Source organism: Promicromonospora panici, assembly GCF_900608595.1.
GTDB classification, from domain to species: Bacteria; Actinomycetota; Actinomycetes; order Actinomycetales; family Cellulomonadaceae; genus Promicromonospora; species Promicromonospora panici.
In genome coordinates, this window is record NZ_UWYY01000005.1 from 46,144 (window position 1) to 59,888 (window position 13,745).

A 13,745-nucleotide genomic window follows, 5' to 3' on the forward strand; every position below is an offset into this window, starting at 1 on the left:
GGCTCGCGCCGGGGTGAATTGCGCGGGCTTTCCTTGGCAACCCCGCGGCGCGCGGCGCACGATGCGTCCATGACCACACCTGCCCCCCAACCGGGCCCGTACGCGACCGGACCCACACCGCCGCTGCCCGCCATGGGTGGGTCGCAGGCGTACCCGCCCCCGTACCAGCCGGCACCCCGGCCGCGGAAGACGGGCCCCAAGATCCTGACGTTCAGCGGACTCGCCGTCCTGGTGGCAGGTGTGGTCGCGGGCGTAGTGGGCGTCGCGGGGGCGGCCGGAGGTATCGCCGACCTGCTCCCCACGGATCTCGTCACCACCGAGGGCACCGCCGGTAGCGACGCTCTCGCCCTCGGGCCGTCGACCGAGCCCCTGGTCTTCGACGTCCAGGGCGAAGGCGCGTACGTCGTCTACGAGGTCTCGCAGGGTGAGTCGGCCAGGCTGCCGATCTCGGCGGTGACCGCCGAGGGACCGAGCGGCCCGCTGAGCATCACGCCGCCGGATCAGGTCGGCATGCTGCCGACCAACGGCTGGTCGGTGTTCCCCGTCGGGGTGCTCGTCCCCGCTGAGACCGGCTCGCACACGCTTCTCGTCGACGAGAGCGTGGCGGCCGACGACGTCGGCCTCGCCGTGGGCGGACCCCTCAACGCGGACAGCGTCGCGGGGATCGGCGGCAGCGGGATCGTCCTCCTGATCGGGTTCCTGGTCGGCGGCCTGGGCTTCCTGCTGCTCATCGCCGGCATCATCTGGTGGGCCGTCGCCAAGAAGTAACGGGAGCGCCTGGCCGTCAGGCACGCCCCGACGCCAGGCGCCGCATCAGCCCCGTACCGCCTCGTCCATCTTCAGCATCGCGCGGACCGGCGCCACGCCCTCCAGCGTGACGTCCAGGCGGTGCGCCTCGGGGCGCGCGGCCCAGGCCTCGCGGGTCATGCGGTACCGGTTCTCGGTGGCGACCTCGCCCTGCCGCTCCTGCAGGACGACGCCGTTCGGCGCGTAGCCGAGCGAACGCGTCACGCCGTTCGACTCGGGGTTGTCGTCGAACGCCTCCGTCTTCGCGTCGGCGGCGCCGAACCCCTCGAACAGCAGGTGCAGCGCCATCAGCCGCATCCGCTTGCCGATGCCCTTCCCGTGGTGCGCCAGGCCGAGCCAGGAGCCGGTCCCCGCGGAACGCGTCACCGGGAAGTCCGTGGCCCCCACGCTCTGCGCGCCGATCGGCTCACCGTCGCGGAACACCCCGAGCTCCAGCGCCCAGGCATCGGGCGACACCTTGCCGCGGGACGCCCAGTGATACTGCAACAGGCCGCGACGCACGTCGTCGGGCTCCCCGACGTTCCACGGGACCAGGAACGGACGCCGCTCGGGCGGGTGGATACCGGCCACGGCGACGTCGGCCAGGCGGGTCAGCTCCGCGTCGTCGGGCAGGCGCAGCTCGAGGTCGCTGCAGGTGACCCGGAGGCCGAACGGCGGGAACGCGGTAGCGAGGTCCATGCGCAGAAACGTCCCAGACGCCGTCCGGCCGGAGCAACCGGAATTCCTGGCCGCCACCGACGGCGACGAACACCCTGAGCGAAGCTTCCCGGTCGCCGACGACCGGGCCGGGGCCCGGGAGCGGGCACAACACCCGGACGAGAGGTGCCAGGTGCGGTGAAGTTCGTTCGCGTGTGCGATGGGTGATTCGGCTCAGCCGAACGATTCAGACAGGCCGTACCAGACAAGGCCCAGGCGACCGAAATTAACCGCACCTGGCACCCTTCACCTGGGTGTAGTTGTTCCCGGGCGAGCGACAAGCCGGGCATCTGAGCGACTGATGCGCAGCGACCGATGCGCAGCAGGACCTCCAGCCCTGTGGACAGCCGCGGACGACGACTCGCCGCAGGCGCCAGGCTAGGCCCATGGCACGCACCAACTACGACCCGCTCGACCGCGACCCGATCTTCGACGGCACGCTCGACCCGGACATCGACGACGACGCCGAGGCCCGTCCGGCCGTCCGCCCCCGGCCTGCACCCACTCTGAACCGCGACGGGCTCGCCTGCCTGTGCGCCGCGGCGATCCGGTTCGAGGCCGCTCGGCGGGGTCTGAGCCAGATGCAGATAGCGGCCGAGGTCGGGCTCTCCCGCGCGGCGGTCTCCGACCGGTTCCGCGGCCGGACCGCGTGGACCCTGGACCAGGTCGGCGTCATCGCCCAGCTCTTCGGCTGCGATCCTGCCGTCCTCGTGAACGAGCCGCGCAAGCCGGTGCGCGACGTCACGGGCAACTACTGGTGAGCACCGCGACCTCGGCGGCGGCGGCCGCAACGTCGGGAGCGGGCTCCGTTCAGCCCAGCGTCGCGTCCGCTGCCCGCAGCGCGACGGCCCCGAGGTCGCCGTCCGCCTCCGCGGCCCAGGCGCGCTGGCGCGACGCGCCGTCGCCCCCGGCCCAGAGCTCACCCAGCAGCTCGGTCACGACGTCGAGCTCGCCGGCGTCCACCAGGGCCTCGCGAACGTGGCCGATCAGAGCTCCGACGACGTCGTGCGCCGGAGCGGGCCGCCAGGTCCGGGGATCGAGGAGGGCTCCGGAGAGGCCCGAGCGCCCCGCCCGCCATAGCGCCACGCGCAGGATCTCGACCGGCACGTCGGGCGCCGGGGAGTCCGCCGCCCGTGCGGCCGTCTCCACGAGGCCGCGCGCCAGCGCCGCCAGGAGCGTCGCCGTGTCCGCGGAGAGGCACACGTCGGCCACCCGGATCTCCACCGTCGGATACCGCGCCGACAGGCGGGCGTCGAAGTAGACCATCCCCTCGTCCAGGATCGTCTCGCTCGCGATCAGCCGCTCGACCGCCTCGTGGTACGCCTCGGGGGTGCCGAAGCGCCGTGTCGGGCCCGCAGTGTGCCAGCGGGACCAGACCTGGGACCGGAAGCTCGCGTACTCGGAGTCGACGCCCATCCAGTACGGCGAGTTCGCGGACAGGGCCAGCAGCGGCGCGAGCCAGGGTCCTATGCGGTCCAGCACGGCGACGCCCTCGGCGTCGTCCGCCACCGCGACGTGCACGTGGCAGCCGCTCGTGAGCTGCTCGCGGGCGGTCAGCCCGAACTCCGCACGGGCCAGGAGGTACCGGAGCTTCGCGACCGTGGTCCCGGCGATCGCCAAGGGCGAGGTGCCCACCGCGACGATGCGCGCGTCGTGCCGGTCGGCCGCCGCCTGTGCGCCCGCACGCCCCTCGCGGATCGCCGCGGCGATGTCCTCGAGCGTCGAGCGCGGCGGCGACGCCGTCTCGATCTGCTCCTCCATGAGCTCGTACTCGAGCGGGCCGTCGGCCGGCTCGGCGCTGCCGAGCATGTCCTTGGCGCGCGCGATCGGTGCCCCGTCGGGCCCGACCAGCATCAGCTCTTCCTCGACGCCGACGGTCCGCAGCGCCCCGCCGCCCGTAGCCGTGCCAGTCACCATGGCAGTCTCACACGCTTCCCGGAGGGCCGCCGATCACAGCAGCGCGAGCGCCGCCAGTGCATCGCGCGTCGCGTCGGCGGCGGTCATGCGCTGCGCCTTGACGATGTGGTCCCGGCTCGCGTGGTCCAGGAACGCGACCGGCAGGCCGATGTGCACCTGCGGCGTCGTGATGCCCTGCTCCCCCGCGCGCTGCGCGAGCATGTCGCCGACGCCGCCGTCGACGACGCCGTCCTCCGCGGTGACCACGAGATCGTGCTCGCCGCACAGCTTGACCAGGTTCTCCGGCACGGGCAGCACCCAGGTCGGGGACGCGACGGTGACCTCGACGCCGTGCGCCGCGAGCGCCGCGCCGGTCTCCATCGCGCAGCCTGCCATCGAGCCCACGCCGACCACGAGCACGCGCCGCGCCGCGGCGGCCGGCTCGTGGGCCTGCCGGACGGCGTCCGCCGAGAACCGCCCCACGATGTCCACGCCGTCGAGCTCCTCGACGGCCGGGATGTCGTCGCCGACGGCGCCCTTGGGGTAGCGGACCACGGTGGGCGCGTCGTCGACGTCGACCGCCGCGCGCAAAGCGCCGCGCAGCGTCGTCTCGTCGCGTGGGGCGGCCAGCCGCAGGCCGGGCACGATCCGCAGCATCGCCATGTCCCACATGCCGTTGTGGCTGGCCCCGTCCTCGCCGGTGACGCCGGCGCGGTCCAGGACGAAGGTGACGCCCGCCTTGTGCAGGGCGACGTCCATCAGAACCTGGTCGAACGCCCGGTTCAGGAACGTCGCGTACACGGCGACGACGGGGTGCAGGCCGGCGAAGGCCATACCGGCGGCCGAGGTCACGGCGTGCTGCTCGGCGATGCCGACGTCGAAGGTGCGCTCCGGGAACTGCTCCTGGAACGGCGCGAGCCCCACGGGATGCAGCATGGCGGCGGTGATGGCGACGACGTCGGACCGGCGACGGCCGATCTGCACGATCTCGTCGGCGAAGATCTTGGTCCAGCCGAACCGGCTGGGCGCCACGGGCAGCCCGGTCTCGGGGTGGATGACGCCGACGGCGTGGAACCGGTCGGCGATGTCCTCCTCGGCGGGCTTGTACCCGCGGCCCTTCTCGGTGATCGCGTGCACGATCACGGGGCGGCCGTACGCCTTGGCGCGGCCGAGCGCGCGCTCGAGCGCCTCGGTGTCGTGGCCGTCGACGGGGCCGATGTACTTGATGCCCAGGTCCTCGAACATGCCCTGCGGCGCGACGATGTCCTTGAGGCCCTTCTTCAGGCCGTGCAGCCAGCGCCAGGCGAAGCGTCCGGGCGGGCCGGAGCGGTGCAGCGCCCAGGTGGCCCAGCTGAGGAAGGCCTCGTAGCCGCGGGTGGTGCGCAGCGTGTCGAGGTGGTTCGCGAGCCCGCCGATGGTCGGCGAGTAGGACCGGCCGTTGTCGTTGACGACGACGACGAGCTTGCGGTCCCGGCTCTCGGCGATGTTGTTCAGCGCCTCCCAGGCCATGCCGCCGGTGAGCGCGCCGTCGCCGATGACGGCGACCACGTGGTCGTCCTTGCCGCGCACCTGGTTGGCCTTGGCGATGCCGTCCGCCCAGGACAGGGCGGTCGAGGCGTGGGAGTTCTCCACGACGTCGTGCTCGGACTCGGCGCGGCTCGGGTAGCCGGACATGCCCCCGCGCTTGCGCAGCTCGGAGAAGTCCTGGCGGCCGGTGAGCAGCTTGTGCACGTAGGCCTGGTGGCCGGTGTCGAACACGATGGTGTCGCGCGGCGAGTCGAAGACCCGGTGCATGGCGATGGTCAGCTCGACGACGCCGAGGTTGGGGCCGAGGTGGCCGCCGGTGCGCGAGACGCTCTCCACGAGGAATCTGCGGATCTCCTCGGCGAGCTCCGGCATCTGGCCGGGCGTCAGCGCCCGGACGTCCTCGGGGATGCGGATGCCGCTCAGCAAGCCCATGCGCGTCCTTTCGTCAGGCCCCCTGGCAGGGGAATCGGGGCCCCACTCTAAGGGGCACCGGACTCTCCACTGTGCCACGAGAGCGCCGCCTCCCACGCCTGTCTCCGATACCTCCACAACGATGTGGCAGGACTCATATGCAGGGAGAGAAGAACTCTTTACGATTGGTGAACGTGCGATTCCTCCCCGAGCAGTCCCCGGCCACCGACCTCACCTATGGCGACGTCTTCCTCGTCCCGTCCCGCTCGGACGTCACGTCGCGGTTCGACGTCGACCTCGCGTCCGACGACGGCACCGGTACGACCATCCCCGTGGTCGTCGCCAACATGACCGCGGTGGCGGGCCGCCGGATGGCGGAGACCGTCGCACGGCGCGGTGGCATCGCGATCCTCCCGCAGGACGTCCCGGCCGACGTCGTGGCGGGCGTGGTCGCGGACGTGAAGGCCAAGGACCCGGTGATCGAGACGCCGGTGGTGGTCTCGCCGCACGACACCGTGCACAGCGTGCTGAACCTGCTCGGCAAGCGCGCGCACGGCGCCGCCGTCGTCGTGGAGGACGACCGGCCCGTCGGCGTCGTGACCGAGTCGGACTGCGCCGACGTCGACCGGTTCACCCGGGTGGCCGAGGTGATGTCCGCCGAGCCCCGGCTGCTGGACGCCGCCCTGCTGGACGGCCCGGGCGGTCTGGAGGCCGCCTTCGACGTCCTGCACTCGGCGCGCCTCGACCTGGCGCCCGTGGTGCGCGACGGGCTCCTGGCCGGCGTGCTGACGCGCAAGGGGGCGCTGCGCTCCTCGATCTACGATCCTGCCCTCGACGCGTCCGGCGCGCTGCGGATCGGCGCCGCGGTCGGCATCAACGGCGACGTCGCCGCGAAGGCCAAGGACCTGCTCGCCGCGGGCGTGGACGTGCTCGTGGTCGACACCGCGCACGGCCACCAGACCAAGATGCTCGCCGCCCTGGACGCCGTGCGGTCCGTGGACCCGACGGTGCCTGTCGTGGCGGGCAACGTCGTCACCGCCGACGGCGTACGCGACCTCGTGGCCGCGGGCGCCGACATCCTCAAGGTCGGCGTCGGTCCGGGCGCGATGTGCACCACGCGGATGCAGACCGGCGTCGGGCGACCCCAGTTCTCGGCGGTCCTGGAGTGCGCGGCCGCCGCGCGCGAGCTCGGCAAGCACGTCTGGGCCGACGGCGGGGTGCGCCACCCCCGCGACGTCGCCCTGGCGCTGGCCGCGGGCGCGTCGCAGGTGATGGTGGGCTCCTGGTTCGCGGGCACGTACGAGTCGCCCGGCGACCTGAAGGACGACGGCACGGGCCGGCTCTACAAGGACTCGTTCGGCATGGCGTCCGCCCGGGCGGTCGCGGCCCGCACCGCCGGTGCGGGTACCGCGTTCGCCCGGGCTCGCAAGGCCCTGTACGAGGAGGGCATCTCCACCGGCAAGATGTACCTCGACCCGGCCCGGCCGGGCGTCGAGGACCTGCTGGACGAGATCACGTCCGGCCTGCGGTCGGCGTGCACCTACGCGGGCGCCCGCTCCCTCGCGGAGTTCGCCGACCGCGCGGTGGTCGGCATCCAGTCGGCGGCGGGCTACCAGGAGGGCATGCCACTGGAGACAAGCTGGTAGCCAGCCTTGGTCGGGTCACTCGATGATGACCAGCCGCCTGGTCGGGCGGGTCAGCGCGACGTAGAGGTCGCGCTCGCCGCCCGGGCGCGCGTGCCGGATGCCCTCGGGGTCGGCGACCACCACGGCGTCGAACTCCAGGCCGCGCACCTGCGAGACCGGCACCACGCGCGCCGCGCCGTCCAGGGCCTCGGCCAGGCCGGGCGCGACGTCGTCCGCGGCCACCACGGCCACCAGGTCGCCGTTCGTCAGCTCCCGCGTCACCTCCTCGACGACTGCGGCGGCCAGGTCGCCGTCCGCCGCCCGATGCCGGGGCTCGTCCCCGTGCCGGACCGCGCGGCTCGGCGCCTGGTGCGGCGCGATGCGGGCGAGCAGCGGCGCCGCGGCCGCCAGGACCTCGGCGGTGGTGCGGTAGCAGACGGTCAGGGTGCGCACGTCGGCACGCTTGGCCAGGTCGCTGCCCAGCGCGTCGGCCCACGAGCTCGTGCCGGTCGCCGGTCCGGCCTGCGCCAGGTCGCCGACCACCGTCATCGACCGGCCCGGGCACCGGCGCAGCACCGAGCGCCATTGCATCGGCGTCAGCTCCTGGGCCTCGTCGACCACCACGTGCCCGTAGGTCCGGGCGGGCGGACCGTTCAGCAGGTGCTCCGCCTCGTCGAGCAGCGGCAGGTGCGCGGTGGTCCAGGCCCCGGGGGCGTCGACGGTGCCCGCGACCGCGAGCTCCGGGTGCCCGTCCAGCAGGTCCAGCACCAGGTCGTCCGGCTCGAGCCGCGGCCACGCGGCCTCGACGGCCCGCTCCAGGGCGAGGTCCTCGACGAGCTCGGCCCGCAGCGCGCCCGGGTCCAGCTCGGCCACGGCGGCGGCGTGCCCGAAGGTGCCGCCCTCGTCCGGGGCGAAGCCCAGCCGCGCCAGGTCCCCCGCCGCGGCCTTGTCGACGTTGACGCCGCCCGTGAGCACCTCGATGTCCTCGTCCAGCTTCGCGAGCATCACGCGGGCGCGGGCCTGCACCTCGTCGGCCACGAAGTCCACGACGAGGTCCTTGAACAGGGCCCTTGCCTGGTTGTGCGGCAGCCCGGCGCCCCCTGCTGTGGCCCGGGCCTCGGCGAGGTCGTGCTCGTCCAGCGTGGCCGGGTCGCCGTCGACCAGCACCGTCAGGGTGCCGCCGGGCGCCTGGTAGCGCCGCACGATGCCGGCCAGCTCGTCGGCCAGCCGCACGTCGCCAGCGGCCCGGCGCAGCTCGTGGCCCGCCGCGGCGGGCTCGTCCAGGCCGAGGGCGTCGGCGACCAGCCGGTCGGCCGTGCTCATCGCCACGTCGTTCTCGCCGAGCGAGGGCAGGACCTCGGCGATGTAGTCGAGGAAGCGGGAGTTGGGGCCGAGCACGAGCACGCCGTCGACCCGCGCCTCCTCGAAGCCCGCCAGCACGTAGGCGGCGCGGTGCAGGGCGACGACCGTCTTGCCGGTACCCGGACCGCCCTCCACGACGGTGACGCCGCGGTGCCCGGAGCGGATGATCGCGTCCTGCTCCGCCTGGAGCGTGGAGACGACGTCGCGCATGCGGCCGGTGCGGCGGGCGCCGATGGCCTCCAGGAGCGGGCCGTCCCCGACGACGTCGTGGGGGCCAGGCTCCGCGCCGTCCAGGATCTCGTCGCTGATCCGGGTGACCCTGCGGTCCTCCAGGCGCAGGTGCCTGCGCCGGTGCAGCCCCATCGGGTGTGCGGCGGTGGCGGCGTAGAACGGGCGGGCCGCGTCGGCGCGCCAGTCGACGAGCAGCTGGCCGTCGTCGTCGCTCAGGCCCGTGCGGCCGATGTGCAGCGAGCTGCCGTCCGGGCGGTCGATCCGGCCGAAGCAGAGGTGGTGCTCGGCGGCGTCCAGGGTTCGTGCCTGGCGGTTCAGCATGGCGACACGCACCTCACGGGTGTACGCCTCCTCGGGGTCGGTCGACGAGGTACGTACGGCGGAGTCGAGGTCGGCGCGGACCCGGGCGGCCTCCCCGTCCAGCCTGGTGTACAGGGCGTCGACGTACTCCTGCTCGGCGGACTGCTCGATCTGGCGTTGCTGCACCGGGTCTCCTCGTGGTTGGGCCTGGTGTCAACGCGAACCGTTCCCGGAACGTTCCCGGCCTGCACCGCGCCCGGGCGTGGCGCGCGCATGACCTGCGGCTCAGGAATCCGCGGCCCGCTGCCCGAACGTCCCTGCGGTGACCGTCGCCCACGACCGCCGCACGATCTCCTCGAGCACGGCCAGGTCCACCGCCTCCAGGTCCTTCAGATACAGGCAGCCAACGCCGGTGGTGTGCGGGCCGAGCCGGGCCAGGAGGTCCGCGTGCGCGCCGACGCCGTCCGCGAGGTACACGGTGCTCGCCGCCTTGCGGGGTGCGAACGCCGCGGCGGGGGCATGCCCCGAGTGGCCGCTCGCGTACCGGTAGTGGTACTCGCCGAAACCGACCATGGAGGTCCCGAACATGCGCGGCGCCTCGCCCGTGACCCGCTCCATGAGGTCGCGCAGGGTCTGGGCGTCACGCCGCCGGACAGCGGGTGTCACCGCGGCGAGGAAGGCGGCGGGATCCTCGTCGGTCCAGGTGGTGGCCATGGTCCAGTATGGGCATACCGGTACCGTTGACCGCCCGCCCACCAGGACCCCGCGCAGGACAAGCACAGGACAAGGAGGCCGCCGTGGTCGCCGCCGACCTCGACGTGACCGTCGACCTCGCCCGGTCGCTCCTGAAGGAGCAGCACCCCGACTTCGCCGACCTGCGGCTCGACCTGGTCGCGAACGGGTGGGACAACGTGATCGTCCGGCTGGGTGACGACCTCGCCCTGCGCCTGCCCCGGCGCGAGCTCGGGGCGGAGCTCATACGCAACGAGCACCGCGTGCTCCCGCTGCTCGCCCCGCGGCTGCCGGTCGCCGTCCCGGAGCCGGTGCGCGTCGGCGCGCCGAGCGCGGCGCTGGGCTACCCGTGGCCGTGGGGCGTCGTGCGGTGGGCCGACGGCGTGCCCGCGGCCATCATCCCTGCCGCGGAACGCACCGGGTGGGCCGAGCACCTGGCCCGCGTCTTCGTGGCGCTGCACCAGCCCGCCCCTGAGGACGCGCCCGGCAACAGGTTCCGCGGGATCCCGATCGAGGAGCGCCAGGCGACGTTCGAGGACCGTCTCACGCTGCTCCCGGAGCGGCTCCACCCGCGCGCCCGCACCCTGTGGGCCGAGGCCGTCGCCGCTCCCGAGTACGACGGCGTCCCGATGTGGCTGCACGGCGACCCGCACCCGGCCAACCTCGTGGCCGACGGCGGCCGCCTGTCCGCCGTCATCGACTTCGGGGACGTGACCAGCGGCGACCCTGCCTCGGACCTCGGCGCGATGTGGCTCACGTTCGACGCCGAGGGCCGACGGCGGTTCCGCCGCGTGGTCGACGCCGAGGCGCGGGGCGGAAGGGGCTGGGACGCCGGGATGTGGCGCAGGGCCCAGGGCTGGGCCCTGCTGTACACGACCATCTGCTTCTCCTACCCGGACACCCACCCGATCATGGTCGGCGTCGGGGAGCACGCGGTGGAGCAGCTCTTCGGCTGACTGTCAGTGGTGCCCGCTAGGTTCCTCGCATGTCCTACTTCAGGCCCCTCTTCGCCCTCATGCCCGGCACTCCCGAGGGCACCCCATACCCCCAGACGGTGCACGACCTCGGCGTCCTGCGCGTGCCGTCGGGACGGGTCGAGGCGTCCGACCCGTACGTCACCCTGGGCGACGGCCTCGTGGCCACGGTGCCGCCCGGCTCCTACCCGGTGCGGGTCACGGTCGCCGACGTCTCGAAAGCCCGGGACGGCAGCCACCCGCGGGAGGCCTACTTGTCGCTGGTGATCTCCGACGCCGCAGCGGTCGCGGAGGTGCGACTCGTCTCACCGGACGGCGCCGAGCCGCCGACCGGCGACGAGTTCTACGGGGTCGGCGTGGACGCGGGGACGGTGGCGTTCGCGGACGCCGGGGCGGTCACCGCTTGCATGCCTCCCCGGGAGGACGACTGGTACGAGGACCTCTTCGACAACGGCACCGAGCGGTCCTGGTTCGCGCTCCAGGACGACCCGGGTCACTACCGGCACGGCTGCGCCAACATCACCATGCCGCTGGCCACCGCCGGCGAGAACATCGTGCTCAGCCACTCCGGCTGGGGCGACGGCTTCTACCCGGTCGTCACAACCCACGACGCCGACGGGGCGCTCCTCGGTATGCACATCGACCTCCTGGTCGCCGGCCCGGAGAAGCCGGAGGACGACGAGGACCAGGACGAGGAGGTCCCTGTCACGATCGGCGCCTGAGCTGACCGGGACGCGGTCAGAACCGCACGGCCGTCGTGTTCGCCCCGCACACCAGCACGGCCACCCGCTCCCCCGGCTCCGGCACGTAGGCACCGGACAGGAGCGCGGCCAGCGCCGCCGCGCCGCCAGGCTCGGCCACGACGCGGGCCGTCTCCCACAGCGAGAGCTGGGCCGCGGCGATCGCGTCGTCGGTGACCAGCACCGAATCGGCGACGAACTGCTGCGCGATCGGGAACATGAGCTGCCCCACCTGCTTGGGCGCGAGCGAGTCCGCGGCGATGCCCTCGGTCGGCGCGTCGACGGGCTCGCCCGCGGCGAGCGCCCGGTGCAGGGTCGGTGCGCCTTCCGGCTCGACGGCGACTATGCGCACGTCACAGCGGAACCAGGCGGAGATGCCCCCGATCAGCCCGCCACCGCCCACCGCGACGAGCAGCGTGTCGAGGTCCGGCAGGTCCTGGGCGATCTCCAGCCCGAGCGTGCCCTGCCCGATGAGCGTCTCGGGCTGGTCGTAGGCGTGCACGGTCAGGGCGCCGGTGCCGGCGACGAACTCCTCGCTGGCGGCGAGCGCGTCGGCATACCGGTCGCCGCCCACGACGAGCTTCGCGCCGTAGGAGCCGATCCGCTCGGCCTTGGCCGGCGAGGTGACGCTCGGCACGAAGATCGTGGCCGGGATCCCGAGCCGGGCCGCGGCGTAGGCGACGGCGGCCCCGTGGTTGCCGCCCGAGGCGGCGACCACGCCGGAGTCGGGCACCTCGCGGGTCAGGAGGTTGGTGAACGCGCCGCGGGCCTTGAACGAGCCGGAGTGCTGCAGACACTCGAGCTTGAGCGCCACGGGGTGCGCGGGGCGGCCGAAGTCCGCGAGGTCCACGTCCAGAACGGGCGTGTGCCGCACGTGTGGGCGGATCACGGTCTCGGCGGCGCGGATCGCGTCGCGGGTCACGTCGGTCATGAGATCCCCAGCTCCTTGGTGCGGTCCCAGTCCTCGGTCCAGCCGAGCTGGTCGAACATGGCGTCGAGCACGCCGGCGGTAAACCCCCACACGAGGTGGGTCAGGTCGCCGTCGTGCACGTGGAAGCCCGGGCCGCGCCAGGTCTGGTTGCCGCGGCGGGCCACGACGGTGAACCGGTTGGCGGGGTCCAGGAGGTCGGCCACGGGGGCGCGGAAGACGTGCGCGGACTCGGCGACGTCGACGACGTGGACGGGCGTGGGGCGGGCCCACCAGCCGAGCACGGGGGTGACGACGTGGTTGCTGACCGGCATGGGCAGCTCGTCGAACGTGCCCAGCACCTCGATGCCGGCGGGGTCCAGCCCGGTCTCCTCGACGGCCTCGCGCAGGGCCGCGGTGACGGCGTCCTCCCCCTCGTCGGCGCGGCCGCCCGGGAAGGCGACCTGCCCGGCGTGGCTGCGCAGGGTCGCGGCCCGCGCGAGCAGCAGGACGTCGAGGTCGTCGGGCACGGCCAGGTCGTGGTCGTCGCGCTCGGCGGCCAGGTCGTCCAGCACCCCGAACAGCACGAGGACCGAGGCCGGGCGCGCGGCGTCCGAGAAGTCTCCTCGCGCATGCCGCCAGGGCCCCTCGAAGCCCCGCTCGGCGAGCGCGACCAGCTGCTTGCGTGCGGATGCCAATGAGCTCACCGACCGACCTTAACCCCCGCCCACGACACTCCCGTTCACCAGAGGAACGACCGGATGGCGGTCGCCACCGCGGTCGGCCGGTCGCGGTGCACGGCGTGCCCGGCGCCCACCACGACACGCACCCGCACGCTCGGGTTGCGGATCATGAGCTCGACGCCGGTGCGCGGCCGGAACAGCGCGCCGTGGGCGGGATCGGCCCCGAGCACGAGCGTGGGCACCACGAGGCGCGTGACGACGTCGGTGTGCCGCCACGGCCCGTTGTCGCGCAGGGTGTGCGCGACCGCGGAGGCGTCGGCGGCCTTCGCGGCGGCGGCCACCGCCACGGCGTCGCGCCGGTCCCAGGCCGTGTGCGCGGCCTGTACCGCCCGGGCCGACGGCGGGTGCGTCGCCAGGGCGATCTCCTCCTCGGCGCCGGCGGCGAACCGGTCGTCGGGGATGTCCAGCGCCGGGTCGAGCAGCACGAGGCGGCGCGTGAACCGGCGGTCGGCGTCGGTGGCCAGGGCCCCGAGCAGGGCGCCGAAACTGTGCCCCACCACGAGGTCCCAGCCGCTGCCGAGCGCACGGATGTCGGCGACGTGCTCGGCCAGCAGGTAGGAGTCGGCACGCGGGCTCGACCCGTGCCCGCGCAGGTCGGGGGCCAACACCTCGTAGCCCTCCTCGGCGAGCGTCTCGGCGAGCCGCCACCAGGTCGCCCCGGCGGACACGATGCCGTGCAGCAGCAGCGCCCGGCCCGGCCCGGCACCCCAGCGGGTGGTGGCGAGCGCGACGGTCTCAGGTGGTTCGGCCGCGCCGTCGGGAACCTCGTGCCACATCACCATGAACAGAGGGTA

Annotated in this window: 13 protein-coding genes; 5 read left to right on the forward strand and 8 right to left on the reverse strand. The window is 73.8% G+C overall.

Going from position 1 to position 13,745, the window contains the following annotated elements; genetic code table 11:
• Positions 1-69: 69 nt before the first annotated feature.
• Positions 70-768, forward strand: coding sequence for a hypothetical protein (locus EW117_RS06815; RefSeq protein WP_129785037.1), 699 nt, complete (start codon positions 70-72; stop codon positions 766-768).
• A gap of 45 nt (positions 769-813) precedes the next feature.
• On the opposite strand, the gene EW117_RS06820 is transcribed toward EW117_RS06815, so the two are convergent.
• Positions 814-1,485, reverse strand: coding sequence for a GNAT family N-acetyltransferase (locus EW117_RS06820; protein ID WP_129785039.1), 672 nt, complete (start codon positions 1,483-1,485; stop codon positions 814-816).
• Between the two features lie 404 nt (positions 1,486-1,889).
• On the opposite strand from EW117_RS06820, the gene EW117_RS06825 reads away from it, so the two are divergent.
• Entirely contained in the window at positions 1,890-2,264 is a 375-nt protein-coding gene (locus tag EW117_RS06825; protein WP_129785041.1) for a helix-turn-helix domain-containing protein, read from the forward strand.
• A 49-nt stretch (positions 2,265-2,313) separates the two neighbouring features.
• Here EW117_RS06825 and EW117_RS06830 read toward each other — a convergent pair whose 3' ends face one another.
• Together EW117_RS06830 and dxs are read right to left on the reverse strand one after the other, a co-directional pair.
• Positions 2,314-3,420 (reverse strand): carboxylate-amine ligase, encoded by a 1,107-nt coding sequence (locus EW117_RS06830; protein ID WP_129785043.1) that lies wholly within the window; start codon positions 3,418-3,420, stop codon positions 2,314-2,316.
• A 33-nt stretch (positions 3,421-3,453) separates the two neighbouring features.
• A complete protein-coding gene (gene dxs / locus EW117_RS06835; RefSeq protein WP_129785045.1) occupies positions 3,454-5,358 on the reverse strand; it encodes a 1-deoxy-D-xylulose-5-phosphate synthase in 1,905 nt (634 codons plus the stop codon).
• A 173-nt stretch (positions 5,359-5,531) separates the two neighbouring features.
• On the opposite strand from dxs, the gene EW117_RS06840 reads away from it, so the two are divergent.
• Entirely contained in the window at positions 5,532-6,983 is a 1,452-nt protein-coding gene (locus EW117_RS06840; RefSeq protein WP_129785047.1) for a GuaB1 family IMP dehydrogenase-related protein, read from the forward strand.
• A gap of 15 nt (positions 6,984-6,998) precedes the next feature.
• Here the strand turns inward: EW117_RS06840 and EW117_RS06845 are convergent, their stop codons facing one another.
• Both EW117_RS06845 and EW117_RS06850 read right to left on the reverse strand, forming a co-directional pair.
• Positions 6,999-9,041 carry a HelD family protein gene (locus EW117_RS06845; RefSeq protein WP_129785049.1) on the reverse strand — a complete coding sequence of 681 codons (2,043 nt, stop codon included), beginning with the start codon at positions 9,039-9,041 and terminating at the stop codon, positions 6,999-7,001.
• Between the two features lie 99 nt (positions 9,042-9,140).
• Positions 9,141-9,569, reverse strand: coding sequence for a DUF1801 domain-containing protein (locus EW117_RS06850; RefSeq protein ID WP_129785051.1), 429 nt, complete (start codon positions 9,567-9,569; stop codon positions 9,141-9,143).
• A gap of 83 nt (positions 9,570-9,652) precedes the next feature.
• Here EW117_RS06850 and EW117_RS06855 point away from each other — a divergent pair, with 83 nt between their 5' ends.
• Both EW117_RS06855 and EW117_RS06860 read left to right on the forward strand, forming a co-directional pair.
• Complete coding sequence (locus tag EW117_RS06855; protein ID WP_129785053.1) at positions 9,653-10,543, forward strand: aminoglycoside phosphotransferase family protein; 891 nt, start codon at positions 9,653-9,655, stop codon at positions 10,541-10,543.
• 29 nt (positions 10,544-10,572) lie between these two features.
• Positions 10,573-11,283, forward strand: a complete 711-nt coding sequence (locus tag EW117_RS06860) for a DUF4241 domain-containing protein (protein WP_129785054.1) — start codon at positions 10,573-10,575, stop codon at positions 11,281-11,283.
• A gap of 16 nt (positions 11,284-11,299) precedes the next feature.
• On the opposite strand, the gene EW117_RS06865 is transcribed toward EW117_RS06860, so the two are convergent.
• Genes EW117_RS06865 through EW117_RS06875 form a run of 3 tightly spaced genes read right to left on the reverse strand, consistent with a single transcriptional unit; the run spans position 11,300 to position 13,733 of the window.
• Positions 11,300-12,232 carry a threonine/serine dehydratase gene (locus tag EW117_RS06865; protein ID WP_129785056.1) on the reverse strand — a complete coding sequence of 311 codons (933 nt, stop codon included), beginning with the start codon at positions 12,230-12,232 and terminating at the stop codon, positions 11,300-11,302.
• Complete coding sequence (locus tag EW117_RS06870; RefSeq protein WP_129785058.1) at positions 12,229-12,915, reverse strand: NUDIX hydrolase; 687 nt, start codon at positions 12,913-12,915, stop codon at positions 12,229-12,231. Before EW117_RS06870 ends, EW117_RS06865 begins: the two co-directional genes overlap by 4 nt.
• A gap of 35 nt (positions 12,916-12,950) precedes the next feature.
• Entirely contained in the window at positions 12,951-13,733 is a 783-nt protein-coding gene (locus tag EW117_RS06875) for an alpha/beta fold hydrolase (RefSeq protein ID WP_129785060.1), read from the reverse strand.
• Positions 13,734-13,745: the final 12 nt, after the last annotated feature.